Annotated in this window: 27 protein-coding genes and 1 pseudogene; 16 read left to right on the top strand and 12 right to left on the bottom strand. The window is 38.6% G+C overall.

Annotation, left to right across the window (positions count from 1 at the left end; translation table 11 throughout):
- The first annotated feature begins 23 nt into the window (after window positions 1-23).
- The 4 genes from AC3WTJ_RS30425 (at window position 24) to AC3WTJ_RS30410 (ending at window position 1,956) form a co-directional block, all read left to right on the top strand.
- Entirely contained in the window at window positions 24-506 is a 483-nt protein-coding gene (locus tag AC3WTJ_RS30425) for a DsrE/DsrF/DrsH-like family protein (RefSeq protein ID WP_127458013.1), read from the top strand.
- 39 nt (window positions 507-545) lie between these two features.
- The gene (locus AC3WTJ_RS30420; protein ID WP_127458014.1) at window positions 546-806 is read left to right on the top strand and encodes a metal-sensitive transcriptional regulator; all 261 of its coding nucleotides are present in this window, start codon (window positions 546-548) and stop codon (window positions 804-806) included.
- 22 nt (window positions 807-828) lie between these two features.
- Complete coding sequence (locus AC3WTJ_RS30415; RefSeq protein WP_492524891.1) at window positions 829-1,215, top strand: rhodanese-like domain-containing protein; 387 nt, start codon at window positions 829-831, stop codon at window positions 1,213-1,215.
- A 357-nt stretch (window positions 1,216-1,572) separates the two neighbouring features.
- A complete protein-coding gene (locus AC3WTJ_RS30410; protein ID WP_492524890.1) occupies window positions 1,573-1,956 on the top strand; it encodes a DUF302 domain-containing protein in 384 nt (127 codons plus the stop codon).
- Window positions 1,957-2,024: 68 nt separating this feature from the next.
- Here AC3WTJ_RS30410 and AC3WTJ_RS30405 read toward each other — a convergent pair whose 3' ends face one another.
- Complete coding sequence (locus AC3WTJ_RS30405) at window positions 2,025-2,327, bottom strand: LysR substrate-binding domain-containing protein (protein ID WP_492524889.1); 303 nt, start codon at window positions 2,325-2,327, stop codon at window positions 2,025-2,027.
- A 100-nt stretch (window positions 2,328-2,427) separates the two neighbouring features.
- Here AC3WTJ_RS30405 and AC3WTJ_RS30400 point away from each other — a divergent pair, with 100 nt between their 5' ends.
- Entirely contained in the window at window positions 2,428-2,796 is a 369-nt protein-coding gene (locus AC3WTJ_RS30400; protein WP_246069331.1) for a YidH family protein, read from the top strand.
- Between the two features lie 184 nt (window positions 2,797-2,980).
- Here the strand turns inward: AC3WTJ_RS30400 and lgt are convergent, their stop codons facing one another.
- On the bottom strand, window positions 2,981-3,778 hold the full coding sequence (lgt, locus tag AC3WTJ_RS30395; protein WP_492524888.1) for a prolipoprotein diacylglyceryl transferase: 798 nt from the start codon (window positions 3,776-3,778) through the stop codon (window positions 2,981-2,983).
- A gap of 241 nt (window positions 3,779-4,019) precedes the next feature.
- On the opposite strand from lgt, the gene AC3WTJ_RS30390 reads away from it, so the two are divergent.
- Window positions 4,020-4,496 carry a ferritin-like domain-containing protein gene (locus AC3WTJ_RS30390; RefSeq protein WP_492524887.1) on the top strand — a complete coding sequence of 159 codons (477 nt, stop codon included), beginning with the start codon at window positions 4,020-4,022 and terminating at the stop codon, window positions 4,494-4,496.
- Between the two features lie 144 nt (window positions 4,497-4,640).
- Here the strand turns inward: AC3WTJ_RS30390 and AC3WTJ_RS30385 are convergent, their stop codons facing one another.
- The 6 genes and pseudogenes from AC3WTJ_RS30385 to AC3WTJ_RS30360 form a co-directional block, all read right to left on the bottom strand.
- Window positions 4,641-5,075: a protein-tyrosine phosphatase family protein gene (locus AC3WTJ_RS30385; protein ID WP_492524886.1), complete on the bottom strand. Its 435-nt coding sequence runs from the start codon at window positions 5,073-5,075 to the stop codon at window positions 4,641-4,643.
- 10 nt (window positions 5,076-5,085) lie between these two features.
- Window positions 5,086-5,549: pseudogene (locus tag AC3WTJ_RS30380) on the bottom strand (ArsI/CadI family heavy metal resistance metalloenzyme).
- 13 nt (window positions 5,550-5,562) lie between these two features.
- Window positions 5,563-5,991: an arsenate reductase (thioredoxin) gene (gene arsC / locus AC3WTJ_RS30375; RefSeq protein WP_492524885.1), complete on the bottom strand. Its 429-nt coding sequence runs from the start codon at window positions 5,989-5,991 to the stop codon at window positions 5,563-5,565.
- A gap of 36 nt (window positions 5,992-6,027) precedes the next feature.
- Window positions 6,028-7,440, bottom strand: a complete 1,413-nt coding sequence (locus tag AC3WTJ_RS30370) for an arsenic transporter (protein ID WP_492524884.1) — start codon at window positions 7,438-7,440, stop codon at window positions 6,028-6,030.
- Window positions 7,441-7,448: 8 nt separating this feature from the next.
- Complete coding sequence (locus tag AC3WTJ_RS30365) at window positions 7,449-7,772, bottom strand: ArsR/SmtB family transcription factor (RefSeq protein WP_492524883.1); 324 nt, start codon at window positions 7,770-7,772, stop codon at window positions 7,449-7,451.
- Window positions 7,773-7,786: 14 nt separating this feature from the next.
- Window positions 7,787-8,206 (bottom strand): arsenate reductase ArsC, encoded by a 420-nt coding sequence (locus AC3WTJ_RS30360; protein WP_492524882.1) that lies wholly within the window; start codon window positions 8,204-8,206, stop codon window positions 7,787-7,789.
- Between the two features lie 177 nt (window positions 8,207-8,383).
- Between AC3WTJ_RS30360 and AC3WTJ_RS30355 the strand changes: the two genes are divergently transcribed.
- From AC3WTJ_RS30355 to AC3WTJ_RS30325, 7 genes are all read left to right on the top strand, one after another.
- The gene (locus AC3WTJ_RS30355) at window positions 8,384-9,526 is read left to right on the top strand and encodes an RES family NAD+ phosphorylase (protein ID WP_492524881.1); all 1,143 of its coding nucleotides are present in this window, start codon (window positions 8,384-8,386) and stop codon (window positions 9,524-9,526) included.
- A 220-nt stretch (window positions 9,527-9,746) separates the two neighbouring features.
- Window positions 9,747-10,088 (top strand): ArsR/SmtB family transcription factor, encoded by a 342-nt coding sequence (locus AC3WTJ_RS30350; RefSeq protein ID WP_492524880.1) that lies wholly within the window; start codon window positions 9,747-9,749, stop codon window positions 10,086-10,088.
- A gap of 72 nt (window positions 10,089-10,160) precedes the next feature.
- On the top strand, window positions 10,161-10,343 hold the full coding sequence (locus tag AC3WTJ_RS30345; RefSeq protein ID WP_492524879.1) for a hypothetical protein: 183 nt from the start codon (window positions 10,161-10,163) through the stop codon (window positions 10,341-10,343).
- A gap of 74 nt (window positions 10,344-10,417) precedes the next feature.
- Entirely contained in the window at window positions 10,418-11,806 is a 1,389-nt protein-coding gene (locus AC3WTJ_RS30340; RefSeq protein ID WP_492524878.1) for an FAD-dependent oxidoreductase, read from the top strand.
- A 382-nt stretch (window positions 11,807-12,188) separates the two neighbouring features.
- Entirely contained in the window at window positions 12,189-13,100 is a 912-nt protein-coding gene (locus AC3WTJ_RS30335; RefSeq protein WP_492525053.1) for an MFS transporter, read from the top strand.
- Window positions 13,101-13,774: 674 nt separating this feature from the next.
- Entirely contained in the window at window positions 13,775-14,464 is a 690-nt protein-coding gene (locus AC3WTJ_RS30330; protein ID WP_127458032.1) for a hypothetical protein, read from the top strand.
- A gap of 101 nt (window positions 14,465-14,565) precedes the next feature.
- A complete protein-coding gene (locus tag AC3WTJ_RS30325; protein ID WP_492524877.1) occupies window positions 14,566-15,348 on the top strand; it encodes a hypothetical protein in 783 nt (260 codons plus the stop codon).
- Between the two features lie 122 nt (window positions 15,349-15,470).
- Here the strand turns inward: AC3WTJ_RS30325 and AC3WTJ_RS30320 are convergent, their stop codons facing one another.
- From AC3WTJ_RS30320 to AC3WTJ_RS30310, 3 genes are read right to left on the bottom strand one after another with little or no spacing between them, the layout of a single operon-like run.
- The gene (locus AC3WTJ_RS30320) at window positions 15,471-15,704 is read right to left on the bottom strand and encodes a hypothetical protein (protein ID WP_492524876.1); all 234 of its coding nucleotides are present in this window, start codon (window positions 15,702-15,704) and stop codon (window positions 15,471-15,473) included.
- 7 nt (window positions 15,705-15,711) lie between these two features.
- Entirely contained in the window at window positions 15,712-15,837 is a 126-nt protein-coding gene (locus AC3WTJ_RS30315; RefSeq protein WP_492524875.1) for a hypothetical protein, read from the bottom strand.
- Between the two features lie 12 nt (window positions 15,838-15,849).
- Window positions 15,850-16,692 carry an ATP-dependent DNA ligase gene (locus tag AC3WTJ_RS30310; protein WP_492525052.1) on the bottom strand — a complete coding sequence of 281 codons (843 nt, stop codon included), beginning with the start codon at window positions 16,690-16,692 and terminating at the stop codon, window positions 15,850-15,852.
- Between the two features lie 359 nt (window positions 16,693-17,051).
- Here AC3WTJ_RS30310 and AC3WTJ_RS30305 point away from each other — a divergent pair, with 359 nt between their 5' ends.
- Genes AC3WTJ_RS30305 through AC3WTJ_RS30295 form a run of 3 tightly spaced genes read left to right on the top strand, consistent with a single transcriptional unit; the run spans window position 17,052 to window position 19,069 of the window.
- Window positions 17,052-17,420, top strand: coding sequence for a YhjD family protein (locus tag AC3WTJ_RS30305; protein ID WP_492524874.1), 369 nt, complete (start codon window positions 17,052-17,054; stop codon window positions 17,418-17,420).
- A complete protein-coding gene (locus AC3WTJ_RS30300; protein ID WP_492524873.1) occupies window positions 17,421-18,692 on the top strand; it encodes a DNA polymerase IV in 1,272 nt (423 codons plus the stop codon). It abuts the gene before it with no gap.
- A complete protein-coding gene (locus AC3WTJ_RS30295) occupies window positions 18,689-19,069 on the top strand; it encodes a YolD-like family protein (RefSeq protein WP_492524872.1) in 381 nt (126 codons plus the stop codon). Before AC3WTJ_RS30300 ends, AC3WTJ_RS30295 begins: the two co-directional genes overlap by 4 nt.
- Window positions 19,070-19,451: 382 nt before the next feature.
- Here AC3WTJ_RS30295 and AC3WTJ_RS30290 read toward each other — a convergent pair whose 3' ends face one another.
- The gene (locus tag AC3WTJ_RS30290) at window positions 19,452-19,916 is read right to left on the bottom strand and encodes a CBO0543 family protein (RefSeq protein ID WP_492524871.1); all 465 of its coding nucleotides are present in this window, start codon (window positions 19,914-19,916) and stop codon (window positions 19,452-19,454) included.
- Window positions 19,917-20,033 lie beyond the last annotated feature (117 nt).

The raw sequence follows: 20,033 nt of genomic DNA, 5'->3' as shown, positions 1-20,033 counted from the left end.
TAACAGATGAGAGGATGATTTTCATGTTAGAAAACAAAGAAAAGTCGACGATTGTACTTTTTAGTGGTGAATTGGATAAGGCTATTGCAGCATTTATTATTGCAAACGGTGCAGCTGCTTATGACCATGAAGTAACAATCTTCTTTACCTTTTGGGGACTTAATGCGCTCCGTAAGGATGAATCAGTTCTTATCAAAAAAGGATGGTTGGAGTCCATGTTCGCCAAAATGATGCCGCGTGGTGCGAACAAGCTAGGATTATCCAAAATGAATTTCGGGGGACTAGGTCCCCAAATGATCAAGCATGTTATGAAAAAGCATAATGCTCTAACATTGCCGCAACTAATTGAATTAGCTCAAGAGCAAGGGGTTAAAATGGTAGCATGTACGATGACGATGGACCTGCTAGGATTGCAAAAGGAAGAGCTTCTCGATGGTATCGAGTATGCTGGGGTTGCTGCTTATTTAGGTGACGCGGCAGATGCAAAAGTGAATTTATTTATTTAAACTTATTACTGCTTATATAAATGAGAGGGAGGTCATTCTATGCAATATGATGATGATGTAAAAAAAAGATTAAAGAGAGTAGAAGGTCAAATTCGAGGTGTTTTAAAGATGATGGAGGAAGAGCAGTCTTGTAAGGATGTTGTAAGCCAATTATCCGCCGTAAGAAGTGCTGCTGATAAAGCAATTGCCTATATCGTTGCCGTAAATTTGGAACATTGCATTCTAGAAGAAAAAGAAGCAGGAAGAGATTCGAGTAAAATGGTCAAACAAGCAATCGATTTGTTAGTGAAAAGCCGCTAAGCACCAAGAAAAGAGGTCTGAAATGAATTATAATTCCATTATTAACATCGTAATGATTGTTCTCCTCGTCTGGTTTGTTTATTCCAGATTTGGCGGGGTAAAAGGTCTTAAGAATTTAAAGCCCGATCAATTTCAGGATGAGTTGAAGGAAAACCGTAATAGAATATTAATTGATGTCCGTGAACCCGGTGAATTAAAACAAGGTTATATTCCGGGAGCGATAAACATTCCCTTATCTCGAATAAAACGAAGAGTTAGGGAGATCCCAGCAAATAAAAATGTTTACTTGTATTGCCGAAGTGGTATGAGAAGCAAACAAGCAGCGCGAATACTTCAAAAGAATGGCTTCCGAGAGCTTTCACACTTGCAAGGCGGGATTATGTCTTGGAGAGGGAAACTAACAAAATGAATAAAAAATCATTAGCTCATGGAGATGATGCTAATGATTTTTTTGTGCTCTACATATATTTCAACCGTTTGCAAATACTTATGTTGTTACAACGTTATAATGCTCTACATAGCCCTCTAAGGATGGTATGAATTCCTTTTCGTAATGATCTTTTGGGCAGGACTTAATAATATGCGAAAGTAATGCATTTGATTTATGGGTGAGAAGTGTATCTTTGCAAATAGGGCACTTTTCTTGAGTGAGCTTATTTATAAATCCCATCCAGCATACCTCCTAATTCCGATTAGTATACTATGAATTATATTATGGAGTTGGATTAATTGTAAATAAAGAATTTGAAAGGGAGTTAAAACAAATATGTTTCATTACACCGTTGAAACAAAACAGACAGTAGAACAAGTCATTGAAAGTCTCGAACTTAATTTAAAGGAAGAAAAATTCGGTGTTCTATGGCACTTAAATATGCAGGAGAAGTTAAAGGAAAAAGGAGTTGAGTTCAATCAAAAATACCACATTCTTGAAGTCTGCAATCCTGTTGAGGCGAAACGTGTCCTTAGTGAAAATGCAATTGTTGGGTATTTTTTGCCATGTAAAATAACCGTATACGAGAATGAAGGAAAAACAAAAATTGGATTTCCCAAACCAACAGCATTAATTGGAATGATCGATAGCGAAAAGCTTCAAAGCATTGCGGAGGATGTTGAAAAACGATTAATTTCTTGTATTGATAAAACCATATAGTCTAAGTGGCCAAAGAGACCGATAATGTAGTGTCGGTCTTTTTGCAATATTATTTATTAATTTGTAGATTAAAGTATGAATATTTGAATAGCCATTGAACAAGAAAAATCTTTATTTTGAATAATCCAGAAATCGTGTTCTGTTAACTTGGGGCTGAGAGGGATAGCCGTAATCTCTCCAGCTTCTAACTCTTTGCGAACAATCCAGCGTGACTGATTGGAGATTCCCAAGCCAGCAGAAACGGCTTCTTTAACTCCTTGACTCATATGACTATTTAATTCGTAAACCGTTTGTATGGATGAACAAATCGATTTAAGACCGAGTACCAGACCATGTTCCCTGAGAATCCAGGTGGTCCGTATTGCTTTCAATACTAGGCTATCTCCTGATTGCTCTGTTTGGATTAGAGTAACAATATTGGTTTGAGCCTTTTATAATACTTTGGAGATAGTATAAACGAGGAGGATACATTTGGAGGAAGGGAACACACACGAATCGAAATTTGTCCAACAGCACCTTGCAAATGAGCGAACGTTTCTCGCTTGGGTCAGAACAGGAATCGCTGCCGTTGGAATTGGTTTTTTGGCTTCGGGAATCGTATTTCGAGCTACCCAATATTCCTATTATATTCATAAAATCGCTTCAATCGTAGGAATAAGCTCAGTTACTCTTGGCGTACTTGTTATTGTGTTAGCTACGCTAGATTATTTTTCTAAACGAAAAGGAATAAACAATGAGAGCTTTCGCTCGTCAAAAATAATTGTTGTGTTCATTTTTCTTTCTCTTATATTAATTGGTTTGATGTTGGTTTTACTTATTGTTCTAATAAACCCTTTGTAGGAGATTGCTTTGCAAGAGGGAAGGAATAAATAATCAAACCTTCAGATCACCTTCTCTGGTGATATGGACTATATTTTTTAGTTTAGTGATTTGTTTGTTTTGATTTTAGCTTTGGTCTTATTTGTTATTTTAAAAGTAAAAAAAAGAGTCCCACCAACATACATGAGTCTCGTTATTTAAAATGCTAGTTTGGTAAATCAGCCTCAGAGCGCTTTTTATCATTGTAGTGAAGATAAATACCAGCAAGGATACATAAAATAATGACACCTACAGCTGTCCACTGTGCGGTTGTCCATTGAAATAAATATTTTGGAGTATCTCCTCTAAGCATTTCTAACATAAATCTACCGGCGTTATAGATTGCGTTTGTGATTAAAAATAAGTATCCCCGTTTCATTTTTCGCTGAAGAAGAATCATGATAAGGGCAAAAATAATAATGTCCATTTGTCCTTCCCATACTTCTGCAGGGTAAAGAGGCTTATCCCCGTATGTATCCCTAGCGATAGTGCCTTCAGGATAAAGAATTCCCCAGTTTCCACCCGTGGGATCTCCGAAGGCATCACCATTCATCAGATTTGCATCTCTTCCGATACTTTGCCCTAATATTAATCCGGGAGCACACAAGTCAGCTAATTCCCAAAAAGATATTTTATGCTTTCTAACATACCAAATAGCGACTATAACTGCTCCGACAATTCCCCCTTGGATCGAAAGGCCGCCATGCCAAATGGCAATAATCTCTCCAAGATGCTGGGAGTAATAACCCCAATCAAATAAGAAAACTTGCCAAAATCTTGATCCCACAATCGCACCAATCATCATAGGAATCAACAAATTTGTAAGATGGTTTGCGAGTTCATGCTTCTTTTGCAATTTTGCTAAAGTAAGCGTTACCCCATAGCCCAAAATTATGGCGAGAACAAACAGAATGCTATAAGACCGAATCGGAAACGAACCTATGAAAGCTAAATATTGAAGCACTTTGGTAGCTCCTTTGCATTATGGTGCAATAATTATAACACTATTTATAACCTTGTCCTAAACAATATTAAGGCGGATTTCTTGTTACTATTTGTGTGTGCCTACACTAACGTACTTTGAATCGGTGATTCTGAAGGATTTTGTGACTTTCAAAGAAGGTTAACTTAATTATTTTGAACGGAATGGTGGTGGGTGAATATTCTAATGTGTAGATTACGCCATAAAGGAGAAGTGTTAAAACATGTATTACAACTTACAAGCGCCCACTTACGTCCCGTTTCAAGGTTATCTGGGGCATTTCGCACGTAGTGAAGATATGGTACTGAAAGTAATTCTTCAATCCATTTCTGGAGAAAGAAATGATGAGCTCTTCTATCAAGAGTTAATACAGCTTGCGCCTACTGAGAAAGAAAAGGAAGTAATTAGAGGGATTAGAGATGACGAGAGAAAGCATAATCAAATGTTTCGAAATATTTATACTCAACTTACGGGTACACCACCTACTGGGATAGAAGCAACGGAGCCCATTGAACATGTGAGCAATTACTTAAGCGGTATTGAGAGCGCATTGTTTGGTGAATTAAAGGCTTTTGAAAAATATCGCACTCTATATTTAAATATTCGTCCCCTATACCGCGATATGATCTTTGAGATCATGACGGATGAGATTAAGCATGCTAGTTACTATAACTGGCTATATGCCAAAAATAACAGATAGCATTAGCCTTGCACTTTGTAGTACGCCAAAAAATAATATTCTTCACATTGATACACTCTTATAAGAGGACGCACTTTCTTAAGTAAATCAGTAAAATAATTTAGGCTCCCATTAGCACAAATAGTGTCAGGGGGCCAAATAATATTACTTGTTAAATAATTTCTCAAGCACCTCACGTTGAGGCTGCCTAATACTAACAACTGGGCGAATGCTTTTGGCCAATTTTTCAGCATCTTCGATCTTTTCGCTTTTACCTAAAGCAATCAAAGTGCCAATTGCCACAGCGCCAGTACGACCCTTTCCACCACCGCAATGGAATCCAACCTTTTTACCGCTCTCATACGCCTCTACAACGTGATTTATAGCTTGTTGGAATAGTTGGTCTTGTGGACCTTCCGCATTGTCACCAAGCGGCACCTGAAGCCATTCTACGCCATCTGTAGGATAGGCACAGTCCGTAGCTTCACCACGCAAATCGACTACAACCTCAACGTTCTCGTTTTTAATCATAGCTTCTACGTCTGCAGCTCCGCCAAAAAATATTTTGTCATCAACAAGTGCTTGATAATTTTTCTCCATAATGATCTCCTTATTTTTTCTTAAAGGTTGTGAATTCAATTGTTACAGGCGAGGACTGTGCGGGGGGAGGTGCACAACATAGTGACATATCCTGCAATTCCCCTGCAGTTTCAAATTCGGAATCTTCTTTGGTGTAAAAGATTTCCACGCATTGCCATCAGGATCGTAAACCCAGACTTTATCCTGAACTGCATAACAGCAAGTTGTGTTCATTTCATCGATCAGAAGAAGTCCACTTTGTCTTAAACGCTCCCCCATGGCCAGAACCTCTTCTGTATTATCCACTTGAAATCCCAAATGATTAAGGACTCCTTTTTTCTCAAAAGGTCGAACATTTAGGGAAAAGTGAAGGGTAGGATCATCAAATTCAAACTTAGCGTAGTTGTCTTTTACTTTGGTAGGCTCTGTACCAAAGAAAGCACGGTAAAAATCAAGCGACTTCTGAAGCTCAGAACAGTTAACCGCAACGTGCATTCATTTGATCATCTTACTTGCCTTCTTTCACGAATTGTTCGATCCGGCTTTTAATAGAATCACGAACTTCACGGAATTTAGCTGTAATTTCTTCTTCCGTCCCAGTTGCTTTGGCAGGGTCATCAAAGCCCCAGTGCCATCTGTTAGCCTTATCATTACGGACAACAGGGCAGTGTTCGTCAGCATGACCACACAATGTAATAATGTAATCAGCGCGGCCTAGAATCTCGATATCAATCACATCAGAAGTATGGTTTGAGATGTCGATACCGTCTTCTTTCATTGTTGTAACTGCACGGGGATTTAACCCGTGGGCTTCCAAACCAGCACTTTTTACCTCGTATTTATCCCCGCCTAATGCTTTCAAATATCCATCAGCGATTTGGCTGCGGCAAGAGTTTCCAGTACAAAGAAAATAAACTATCGGTTTTTTGTTCTCCATGGTTTCATTTCTCCTTTTATATGGGATTATCTAGGCTTAAGCACCTTTTTGCCCTGTCTTAATTTGTTTTGCACCAAAAAAAGATTTTTTGATCAGTGCGGCGAGTACCAGAATTACTGCAATCGCAACAATTAGCAACCAAATATTCACGCTTGTTGTATTTATAACGTGAAGCCATAAATAAAGCCCAGTAAGGGTAATTAGAAGCGTTGGGGCAGTAAGGATGATACCTGTCTTAAAATAATTGCCCCATGTTATTTTTACACCTTTCGTAGATAGAACATGAAGCCATAAAAGGGTTGCGAGTGAACCGATCGGTGTTATCTTAGGTCCAAGATCGCTTCCAACAACATTGGCGTAAATCAGTGCTTCTCGTATAATACCGTCTGTATTTGTACCTTTAATGGCAAGAGCATCAATCATAACCGTCGGCATGTTATTCATAATGGAGGACAAAATAGCCGACAAGAAGCCCATTCCTACTGTTGCAACAAATAATCCTTGTCCTGCTAAGTTCTCAACCACCGTTCCTAGGGCATTGGTGAGACCGACGTTTTTAAGACCATAAACGACGACATACATGCCGATAGAGAATATGACAACAGCCCAAGGAGCATCTTTAATCACCCGTTTTGTTTCGATTACTTTGCTGGATCTAGCCATTAAAATGAAGATCAGTGCTACGACGCCTGCAATGATGGAAACAGGAATATTAATGAATCCGCTGCTTACATACGCGACGAGAAGGATAGCCAGGATAACCCATGACATTTTGAAAAGCTTAAGATCTTTGATCGCATGTGAAGGTTGCTTTAATTGTTTCATATCGTAACTCGTTGGGATGTCCTTATTGAAGAAAACGTACAAGACTACCAAACTTGCTGCTAATGAAAACAGGCTCGTGACAATCATGCGGCTTGCATAGGTGACAAAGTCGATACCGAAGAAGTCCGCAGAGACTATGTTCACTAAGTTGCTGACAATCAAAGGCAAAGAAGTTGTATCTGCAATGAAACCACTTGCCATGATGAAAGGCAAAATCATTTTATCGGGCAGCTTCAACGCTCGAACCATCGCCAATACAATTGGCGTTAGAATTAACGCTGCGCCATCATTTGCGAAAAAGGCAGCCACTGCCGCGCCTAATAAAATGACGTATATAAACATGAGCCGTCCGTTTCCTTTTGCAATCCTTGCCATATGCAAGGCAGCCCATTCAAAAAAACCGATATTGTCTAAGATTAAGGAAATGAGAATAATTGCAACAAAAGCGAGCGTGGCATTCCAAACGATGGATGTAACTGTCAATACATCGTGGAGAGATACGACTTGGAAGATAAGAGCTAGGATAGCGCCAGCAGAAGCAGACCATCCAATGTTGAGGCCCTTAGGCTGCCAAATAACAAAAGTTAATGTAATAAGAAAAATAAGTACCGCAATGTAAGTCATGGTTCCTCCTAATCACAACAATTTAGATCTTCACAAGATATGGCATCCACTTTTTCTTTTTGGGATGGCAGGTGTTGAAAAAACTCATTCAGATAGGGTTTATCCTCAATATTTAAAGAATAAAAAACCCATTGGCTCTTTTTGGCCTCTTTTACTAAACCGCCAGCCTTCAGTTTTCGCATATGCTGACTTACATTGGGCTGACTGGTTTGTAAGAGTTCAACAAGTTCATATACACATAGCTCACGTTCTTTGAGCAGAGAGAGAATCGTCAATCTCATTTTGTCTCCTAGCAGCTTAAACACTTCAGATAATTGTTCAATTTCGGACAAAATTACACGCTCCTTTAGATCGGTACATTCAAGCCTTTTAAGAGTTCAATCACTTTCGTTTGTATTGTGTCACGTGTTTGTCGAACTGACTGGATATCATTTGTAAGTAATGGATCCTCAATATCCCAATCGACGCTCGTGATGCCAAAGGGGACAATGGGACAACGTTCTGTAACTTGCTGGCAGAGCTTAACAATCACATTCGACGCGATAAAATACTTCATATCGATTTTATTAGAAGTATTCCCTGATAACTCAATCCCAACTTCCCTCATGACTTCTAAAGTTAAAGGATGAATATCATGTGGCTCTAGCCCTGCACTTTCGACGATAACGTTTTCCCCACCGTAATGTTTAGCAAATGCTTCTGCTATTTGACTTCGGCAACGATTTTGAATACATAAAAAGTAAATTCGAACTGGTTTCTTCATCATTATCTCAGCTCCAATATTATTTGTAGATGATTATATAATTATTCAGTTATATATAAAAGTTAAGGTTTTGTAAATTCAATATATAAACATAACTTTTCATGCGTATTGGAATATTGATTGCGATATTATCTATTAAATTTTACTATTACCTATATACGTTACTGGAGGTTGATTTTTATGTCAGTTTGTTGTGTAAAGTGTTTTCAAGATAATTTCATACGAAATAAAATATTTGGATACAAAACACGTGGCGATTGTAGTTATTGCGGTAATAAATCACAAAGTGTTATTCCAGTATATGAGTTAACTTCAGATTTCGAGGTGTTTTTTAATATTTATGATAGATCACAGAAAGGTGGGCATTGGGAAAGTTATATTCCTTCAAATGCTATCTTTGGAATAGACGATGTTGAAGATATAATTTTTAGTGATCTAAAGCCTTTACATCAACACATACAAAATGACTGGTCAGTATTTTCCGGAATTTTGCCAGAGGGGATTAGAATACAATTGTTATCCGATATTTATAGTTTTTCAAAGATAACGACTGATTGGAATCTCGGAGTAAAGTGTTCGAGTGTTACAACTAAAGAATGCGCACGATTCTACGATAATATTATTACGGATGACGATAAACGTTCACTTTGGGGTATTTTTTGTAAGGAAATCAAAACTCAAAATCGTTTTATTTTGAAATCCACGCCTATTAAGGAAATTATTGATCTGCTTGATACGAAACGAGTCAAACTTAATGTTGGAGAACACTTTTTTAGAGCACGAGTTGGATTTGATGTAGATAATAATAAAAACCCAATATCTTATCCTAAGGAAAAATTGGGTATGGCCCCAGCAAAACTAGTTTCAGATGGTAGAGCAAACCCTCGTGGAATCTCGTATCTTTATACTGCATCTGATATTGATACAGCGGTTTCAGAAGTACGTCCTTGGAAAAGTGCACTCGTCAGTGTAGCGACATTTAAACTTAATAAGGAATTGGAAATAGTCGATCTAACACTATCCGAAATAGAGTCTCCTTTTCAAACTGTTGATCTCCGTGATGCTATCCAATTACAACAATTACTCGAGGCAATAAGCATGGAATTTTCGAAACCGGTTGGCCCATCGGATTCCGGGATTGATTATCTTCCTACACAATATATAGCTGAGCTAATTAAGTCTAATAGATTTGCCGGTTTCAAATTTAAAAGCTCAATTGCAAATGGTAATAACTATGTTTTCTTTGGGAATGAAGCATTAGAAATTATTGAAACCTCTCTTCATAGGGTGAATGAAATACAGATTAGTCAATCACCGGTATAACGGAACGAATCACAATTACGGTAATTACAGGATAGCAAGAAACATTGATAAAATCAGCTGCTGCGAAGCAGCAGTGTTTTGTTTTGGAAATTGATGTGGGGTCTGAGAACAAAATATACTATTAATCAAATTATTTTGTATAAATCATTGCAATCCAATGTTCATTGGCATATATTAGTATTAATCAAAAATTTTTGATAAATGAATCGAGTGAGAACAAATGAAAACCATAATACCTATTCAAGAAGTAAAAACAAATACAACACCAAATGACTCATTTTTCACTTCATATGAGTCAAAATTTAAAGCCTTAGCTGATAGCAAGCGACTGCAGATTATGTATGAGCTAACCCAACGTGGTAAAACATGCGTTTGTGACCTATGTGATACCTTCGATATGGCTCAATCCAAACTGTCGTACCACTTAAAGATCTTATTAGATGCAAACCTAATTTCAAAAGAAGTCATTGGTACTTGGAGTTATTATGAGATTAATCAATCTGAAGTAAATGGAATATTGTCTGAGCAGCTTTGCTGCGTTTTTAGACCAAGCGGAAAGTAATTTTTTTAGGTTAATAATCAATTTTTTTTGATTAATATATCAATATTATTTGATTAAAGGAGGTGTTTTGCAATGTTACTTCACGATGTGAATCCGCAGCTTATGTATGTATCTCAGTTAGGTAACCAAGTTGACCAACTGGAGTTGAAAGAGCCTCAAAGTAATAAAACAAATATTATTAGCATCGATAAAATTACTAACTTATTCAAAACAAAACAATCTCAAGTCGCTTGCTGTGCACCAGTTTGCTGCTAAGAAACAACAATATTGAGTCCTTTGAAAGTAGTGTCCGTCATAAATATTAAAATATATTAATTGGAGGTTTCTCAATGTCTGAAAATAACTTGCTTTCTCTAACAAAACTACCTGTAGCTATTATCGGTGCCGGTCCTGTTGGGCTCGCCGCGGCAGCGCATTTAGCAACTCGCGGGGAGCCTTTCGTACTGTTTGAAGCTGGGAACGAGGTTGCTTCGAATATTGCCACATGGTCTCATGTGAGACTCTTTTCTCCATGGGAATTTAATATCGACAAAGCTGCTCGCCAGTTACTCTCCTCAAACGGCTGGAAAGCTCCAAATAACTCAGATGTTCCTTCTGGCTTTGAGATGATTGAAAACTATTTCAAACCCTTGGCTAACCTGCCTGAAATTAAACCTTACCTTCACTTCAGTGCAAAAGTGGTTGCTGCAAGTCGCAAGGGTCTTAACAAGGTAAAAACATTAGGCCGCGACGAGCTTCCTTTCGTCTTGCATGTTGAGAAAAATGGTAAACGAATGGTTGTTGAAGCCAAAGCTGTTATTGATGCCACGGGTACTTGGACGAACCCAAATCCCGTGCTATCAGAAGGAGTTTGGACGACCGAGGAGACTTCTTTAGGCAACCATATTTTCTACGGGATACCAGATGTTCTTGGCAAGCACAAAGAGCGTTATGTTGGCAAAAAGGTGCTAGTGGTGGGAAGTGGTCACTCCGCCATTAATGCGCTTTTGGAGCTTGGAGTACTCAAAGATCAAGTACAAGAAACTGAGATTGTTTGGGTACTCCGGAAGTCTAAGCTTAAAGATGTTTATGGCGGGCAAGAGCAAGATCAACTGGCAGCTAGAGGAGAACTTGGTACGCGTATAGGAAAACTTGTCGAATCAGGAAAAATAAAAGTTTTGACTCCATTTTATATTCAAGACTTAACAAACAATGGCGAGAAAATTCAAGTCACGGGCTCCTTTGAGAACGAGTTGATTTCTATTGATGGCATTGATGAGATTGTTTCAAATACCGGTTCCCGTCCGGATCTATCTTTTTTAAGAGAAGTCCGCGTCATTACGGATCCCAGTCTGGAGAGTACGTTGGAATTGGCACCTCTCATCGACCCTAATGTGCATAGCTGCGGCACAGTAAGACCACACGGGGAGAAAGAGTTAAGACAACCTGAAAAAAACTTCTATATCGTGGGTTCCAAAAGCTATGGTAGAGCGCCTACTTTCTTGATGGCCACAGGATATGAACAAGTTAGGTCCGTTGTAGCAGCTCTGGTCGGCGATTACGCGGCAGCTGAGAGAGTGGAACTTGAACTTCCTGAAACAGGTGTGTGCAGCATTCAGACTAATTCTTGCTGCGATTCGGAACAAAGTAACCCATCCCTTGTCAAACCAGAAGCAGTGAGTTCTTGCTGTTCAACAACCACCAAGCCGGTAGTGTCGAAGTCTTCCTGCTGCAGCTAAATTCTATAGGGCATTGTCCTTGAGGCAGTGCCCTTTCTTGAGGGAAGGGAGAAGTCTGTATCAGAGACCGGGAGAAAGAGAAGGCAAATATAAAACCCGTAATTATCCTTGCACTTATGACGGCCGTATCTCTTTTTGGGGATTCGATGCTATATGTTATTTTGCCGATCCATTGGAAAGAGGTTGGACTAACTTCACTTATTGAAGTTGGTATCCTACTGTCGGCAAATCGATTTATCAGGCTCCCCCTTGGGCCCTTCATAGGATGGTTGTACAAGAGAATTAGCATCAGAATTGGCATCTTTTTGGCTGTTCTTATAGCCGGCATAACCACGTTACTATACGGATGGGTTGATGGGTTTTACACTTGGCTTATTCTGAGGTGCATTTGGGTGTGGCTTGGTCTTTATTCCGGTTAGGATCTTATTTTATGATTCTTGAGCTGTCCGATGACCAAAATAGAGGCTATTTCATGGGGACCTACAATGGACTTTATCGTATAGGCAGTTTAGTAGGAATGCTTGCTGGCGCTCTTTGCGTCGAGTTATTCGGATTAAAGGCCGTTGCTACGACCTTCGGAGTCTTGGCTCTTCTAGTGCTTCCTGCTGCATATAAATTTGTTCCCCTAGCCAAAAATGAAATTCAATTAGAGAATACTTCTGTGCAAAAGTGGAGGATATTAAGAAATTCTTCACTTCAAGGGACTTTAATTTCTGTTTTTCTCATAGCTATGTGTCTCGAGGGGATGCTCACAGCAACTTTGAGTCACCTGATTGATGTTCACCAGAAGACATCTTGGATGATTTTTGAATTGGCTGTAGGGGCAGCTACCATTGCCGGTGCTCTCCAAGCTATCCGATGGCTGTTAGGTTCATTCATGTCTCCATGGTTCGGAAGGCTCACCAATTCGAGGTGGGGGCGGCGACCATTTCTTATCGGAACGCTTGCTTTAGCCTCAGTTTTTATGGCGATTTCGGATTTTAAAATTCCATTTGGAATTTGGTTATTAGATCTACTTGCACTTCTCATTGTTTCAAACATGTTAACCACTATCATCGATGCTTTGATTTCAGATATTGCGAATGGGACTTCACGTGCTTTTATCGTGACTACATATGTAGTGGTAACCGATGTAGGGGCATCACTGGGACCGAAGTTTGGTTATATATCTGAATATTATATTGGTCTTAGCATGACGTATTGGCTTTCTGCCGCTCTTCTTCTTACGTTAAGCACTACTTGGCTCGTAACAGGTAAAGTAAAAATGAGAAAAAACGCATTCATTAGTCGATAGTTGAAAAGTTCAATTATTTTCCTCCACAGATATGTGTACAATTAGCAGACAAATACAGTAATTGGCCGAATTAGATATGGTTATTAGAAACCCCTGATCCAAAAGATCGAAGGTATGTAGTGCTCTCATTGAGCGCGGAAGGTGAAGAAGTTAACGAATATATTTGCTTAGTCTATATTATTAAAATGCTAGACAGTATAGAAGTTAATATTCGAATAAATAAGCCCGCGGGGTATCCCCCGGGCTTATTGTATTTTTATTAACCTTGAGGAGAATATCATAATATTTCCAGTCTCGCTGCCGAAGAACACCGTCGATATCCTGCAGAAATGATAAGTGTGAAGTGATATAATTTAAAAAAATTGACAAAATACTTTGATAATTTAACACTAGTGTAAAAATTTAGGGGATAATATTTAAAATCAAATAATATTTTGGCGAATATTGTCAGGTATGATTAAAAGTTTCTAAAGTCATTGTTATTATACAAAAAAATTACATATACTGGTACCTGTCGGTAATTAACCGACGGTTTAATAGATTGCATGCAAATCATAAACTACTTTAGTTAAACTACCAGGGTCGCGAACTTGGTAGAAAAAATGTTTTTCGTTTCATTTTTATAATACGAGAATAACAAAACTATTATGGAAGAAAAGGTGATTTTTTTGAAAATGTTCAAAGTAATCGTTTCCACTGCACTTGCACTTGTAATTTCTATTCCATCAATAGCTTCCGCTGAACAAACTAAGGCGGTAAATAAAGATATTCAAGTGAATTTTGCAAATAACGTTACAAATAATTTATCAAAAGAAGATATTTCAAAAATCACTTCTCAACTAAGTCCAACTGCTACGAGTATAACAATAGTGGAATCTGCTCCTATTAATACCGTAAATAATGGGGGAATCTCACCATTAGGAAATCAATGCATGGAAGGTGCGGTATTTCAAAATGCTTCGCAAATAGGATCCTATCAGTTCAAGAAAAAGGGTACCGATGGCGACGGCACGCGCTATATTAATAAAACAGGTTCCAATATTTCATTTACCTCGACATTTTCAACTAGCTTCACAATGGGAGGGGAAATAAATGGTGAGGCAAAGTGGGGATGGGGACCGATTGAAGCAAAAGCAGGTTTTAAAATAAGCGGATCATATACTTGGAGTACATCCGAAGCCTCCACTGTTACTGTTAGACCGCATTATCAAGGATGGAATGAGTATGGTACACTGAACGATACTTGGACAGGATATTATGCGTATCTTAATACAGATTGCACTACAAGTAATGGAGTTTACATCACAGCTACCGGTCCACGTCAAAAAGCAGTGGTCGCAAATGAAATTTGGGCTAATTATTAAGCAGCGTTATACTAGTTGATAGAGAGCTATCCCTATAACAATAATAGGGGTAGCCTGTCTTTATACAAGAGCTAATAAAACTCTATGTTAGTGGTGAAAATGTGAAAATAAAAAACATTGCCTCTAGTCTTTCTATAGTTGTCATGAGCCTTTTTATATTGTTACAAGGATGTGACTCAAACAGAACTAACCTTTCTCAAACAAATAGTCCTGTTCCCAGCAGTAAAAATACAGATATAGGCAAAAATTCAAGCATTACTCTAAAAGAGATTATTGGAAATGAAGCAAGTCGTGAGCAAAAACAAACTCCCGATGAAGCGGTTATTAACCAGATACAATGGAAAATGTCAAATGACAAAATAATCTCAGCATCAAAGCAAAATATCATTGGGAGCTCAACGTTTGGAAAGAATAGTTTAGTTATAACCAAACTACCTGAGACAACTCTTCAATGGTATAATTTTGTGATACTTACGAATAAAGATCAGAAGTGGGACTTGTCAGGTGTAATTGATATGCCAATTGCTAAAACACTAAATAATGATAAGCGTGGACTTGCACTACCAATGGAAGAATTCGCTACTGCATCACTTGCTAGAGGCGGATCTGCTAAAAATGATATCTGGGCTTTTGCAAATGATAATAAATATGTTGTAATTGGAAAGTATCCCAGAGAGTCTATAGAGCCTGATAGCGGAACTGATAATTTAATTTTAGGTGAGCGTAAAGCATGGATAAAGACCGAAGTTAAGAATTCGTTTATCTTCTATTTCGATAAAGAATATCTTGTTTGGATTAGTGGAAATTTGACTAAAGATGAGATGATAAATTTAGTTAATTCTTTCCCCCCTGTTGAAACTGAGAAATTTCCAATAGCAAATTAGAAAAACCCCAACTAACTTCGGCTCAAGAAATGAAGTACTTGGGGTTATGGTAATATAAGCTTTTACCAAAGCATTGAACAAAGTTAAAGCCCGAGGAGAAGGTTTCCCCGGGCTTTTAATTATTATTCTATAACCTCAGAACAATACGCAAACACCCTCGACATGACTTCTCTTTCAAAATTATCTTTCACATAAAAACAATGACGTTTCCAGTCTAGAAGACGAAGAGCTCCGTCAATATCCCCTGCAATTGCATCATTAAACGCAGCATCAACTTGTTCCAAAGAAGGGACTCTTTGATGTTTACGGTGAAATCCAATAATTTTCGATAATTCACTACTCTTGAACTTCATCAATTAAGAATTATACCTCCATGTTTGTATCAAAAACAACAATGCGGTCATTTGCATCATAATCCATATCATTCACTTCTAAATGACTCAGCGTTTTCTCTTCGCCTGTCATTTTATGTCTTACTCTGTATTCCATAAATGCCATCTCCTAAATTACAAATTCCTCAAAGACTGGAAGCCGCATAGATCCAGAACTGTACCAATCCCTATATTTAACTCTGCAGCGCACCACAGGCTTGATATATACATAATCTTTGCTCTCACCACATTTAAAAGAATGGAAAACTGGCAGCATTGATTCACGAGCAGACTGGGTTATTCCAAGATCCATAGTGCCAATTTGACGGATACGTTGCCCTTCCTGATAACCAAGCAGCCAAGAACTTTGGTTCTTGCTATAACCGGTTATGTAAACCTCCGCAATTTGGTAGTTAATAACCTTTTGCCATGACCAGGAGCGTACACCTTTTTCGTATTTCGATTCTTTTTTCTTAATCACAATACCTTCAAGTCCATGCTGGCATACGATTTTAAAGAAATCCTTTGCGCTGCCTTTAATCGGCCGAACAATTCGATAATGTTCAGTTTCCTGTAGTGTCTCTTCAAGCAGCTGCTTGCGTCGCTCTAATGACAATCCAGTCACGTCTAAGCCATGGTGATACAAGATGTCGAAAGCCATGAATACAACTGGTTTACGCTTCTTACTAGATCGGAAACCTGCATTTGTTTCCTCGAAGTCCGCTCTACCCAACTCATCAAGGACAACAATCTCTCCATCGAGAATAGTCCCCTTCGGGATCGGAGGGTCGTGAAGCTCTGGATATTTTGCTGTTGCATTTGTGTTCTTTGTGTATAAGTTAAGCTCCTCCATGTTTGATACAATCAACCTAATGCCGTCCCACTTCAGTTCGGCAAATGTGGAAATACCATCAAACGGTTCATTGTTTCTAGCATATTGGAGAAGCATTGGAGGAATAAACATTTTCTTCATCACCCATAATAATGGTACACCTTAGAGCTATCTGTGACTAATGGAATTAGAAGGAAGCAAGGAGCAAAGTAAATGAAGAAATTAATTACCCCAAGTTCCTTTGTTTGTTTGAGTATAGCAACTGCTATCTCATTTCCAATGTATTACGTGCTTAGAAGAAGATGAAATATGCCGAGCACGAATTGTGTTCTTAGATTGGGCTTTTTTAAGCCAACTCGACAATAAAATGTGATGAATTTTTCCCCACTGGCTCTAATAGCTGGTGGGTATTTTTGTATTAATAAAAATCTCTTGCATAGCGAATACGTGTTCGGTATATAATAAAATGCAAACAAATGTTCTTATTTTGGGGTGATTAAATGAGTGTCATGACAAATGTTGAGACTGACGAGGATGTTCAATTAATCAAAGAATTTACTCTGCTTCCTATATTGCTTGATATGTTAGCAAGGGATTCAGAAGTGCTCAAGATTCACAAAGGTAAAATTATTTACAGTCATATTCTCTTTTATTTAAAAGAGGTTGAGAACGCCATTTATCCTGAAATTCAAAATATTAAAAGTACGATGAAGAATCGTGACATCAAAGTGTTGAACACATCAACGACGGCTCTAGGAATTAATGTTGAATATAAAGTTCGGGGATACGTCCACCATTTTACAATGCTAAGGAGCTTGATCAAGGCTGAACTTATGACAACATTAATGAGAATGCGGAGGTCGTTGTAAATGGTAATGAGAACGGATCGTACGATCTACCTCTCGGATTGCCAATCTTTTTATGCAAGCGTCGAAAAGGCTTCTCATCCAGGCTTAGATAACCTCCCGGTTGTCGTGGCTGGGGATCCGGCCAGAAGATCGGGTATTATTTTGGCTGCCTGCCCAATAGCCAAGAGCTTTGGAATTAGTACAGCACAGAGGCTTGGAGAAGCACTACAGTTATGTCCGAATGTGATTGTAATGCGGCCGCACATGCAACGCTATATTGATGTATCACTTGCGATTACGGATATTTACAAGGAGTACACAGACCTTGTGGAAGTATTTTCGATTGATGAGCAGTTTCTGGACGTGACAGGCTCGCTAAATCATTTTCGCTGTAATCCAGAAGAACTGGCAGCAATGATTCAAAAGAAGGTCGCGGCATCAACGAACATACGAATTCGTGTTGGCATCGGTCCTACTAAAATTCTTCATAAACAAGCAACGGACAACTTCGCAAAGAAAAATCAGAATGGTATTTTTACACTTGGTAAAGAGGATGTAGAACGTTTCTTATGGCCTTTAAGTGTAGATAAGATGTATGGAGTTGGGTCGCGCATGACGAGACATTTTGTTAATCTTGGCATGACCACAATCGGTCACGTTGCAAGGACACCATTGCATGTTCTCAAACAGAAGTTCCGTGCACGATTTGGTAAACAGTCAGACATTCAAGCGGAGGTCATGTGGCGTACAGCTAATGGTCTCGATGATAGTCCAGTCACGCCAGGAACGTTCAATGTAGCTCCGAAATCAATTGGTCACGGAATGACCTTGCCAAGAGATTATACGACGGCAGAAGAAGTAGATATTGTGCTTTTGGAATTAACTGAAGAAGTTTGCCGTGATGCGCGAAAGAAGGGTTATACGAGCGGAACCATTCATGTATTCTGTATGTGCTCACCGTACAATGCTCCTACCGGATTTAGTCAGCAGAGAAAAATGCCTTTTGCCACGAACAATACATTAAAAGTATTCGGATCAGTCCGTGAGATATTTCATCATAATTGGAATGGTCATCCGGTACGCAAAGTTGGTGTCACACTAGGGTCTCTTGATGACGAGGAAGTCACACAGCTGGACCTTTTCGAGGACGTGACGAAACTGCGTAAGCTAGATGGTGTATTGGATGGTATCAAGGATCGGTTTGGTAACACGGCCATTATTAGGGCTTCGAGTTTAATGAAAGCGGGTCTAGCAGCGGATAGAGCAGGCAAAATTGGAGGCCACTATAAATGAGTAAAAAATTAGAACTTAACGGACTTTGGGAGTCTAGCCGCATGATGCTTCCGCAGCATAAAGAAGCCGCGCTTAGAAATCGAAAAGAAAATCAACGAATGTCACGACCAATACGAGATGAGCAAGAAATTCAAAATATTTCATCAGTGCTGAGTTTGTCGCAGATGTATAAAAAACCACTTGTACTAACATTGTATGAAGAGTTTAATACTCGATCAGTTACCGGCATCGTAACGCGTAGTAAGCATGGTGAATTTCGATTAGACATAGTGGAAGCTCTTAGCGGAGCAGGGGATTGGGAATGGATCGCCTATAGAGATGTTCTTAAAGCTGAATTATGCGATGAATGGACAGAGGATGGAATGGTCGACCCATAAACAGATAAATTATTTAAGAGGGGTGACTGCTGAAAAGCCATAATCTTAATAATGAAGAATGATATCAGTCATCTATGGTACGGTTCTCCTGTACTGTCTGTATCGGCAAGTTTTAGGGACATCCTTGGGTGGATGGCCCATTTTTAAGTTCACATCATTCAACTATTGTCTCGTCATAATCTGCTTTAGGAGACAAGGTCATCATATCGTCTGGTAAAAGAGGGCTATGGCTCCAGAACCAAATGTCTTGTTTTCGATAAGTTTAAGATTGATCTTCTCCTTGAGACGTTGAAATAACGGCAGCCAATCCTGTCCTCATGGTCGGCTGCCGCGCTATCTTTAATCGACTATCGTTACTCGTGAAATAACGAACTATGATAAATTATTTATCACCAATTAACCATTGATAAATTCTCGAATGAAAAATTAAAAATACATAATAAATAAACAGGTACATAACAAATGAGTAAAATAAATTCCAATTATTATGCCATCTGATACCGACTTTTAGGGATAACCATTCAAAGGCTGTAGAAAATACCGCTATCCCAAAAAGATAAAGAATTTTTCTCCACTTTTTAGATTGGTACAGGTACATATTCAAAATTATAGTCGCTACTGCTGGATAAATTCCCAAATACACTAATAAGGCACTATATTCTACTTTATCGACGTCAAAAAATCCCCATGGTTTATAACGAAATCTGGCGTACACATCAACTACAGCGCAAACAATCAGAGCAAAATTTACAGTTGTATAAATTTCAGAAATCTTTAATCGTTTATGCATTGTTATTGCAACTGAATTAATAATTAATATTGAGAAAACAAGTACCAGCCACTTCATAACCCCTGTTCAAGCAATCAAATTATTCGTTTTACAGGGACTCTAACGGGAGCGATAGTTCAAAAGTCGCTGGCAACTAGGCACACGGATCGGCTGCTATTGCCCACTGTGTTTTGA

The organism is Paenibacillus sp. FW101-FHT12H11 (assembly GCF_058790355.1).
Note: the sequence above shows the minus strand (reverse complement) of the source record. Positions and strands in the feature narration are given on the sequence as shown.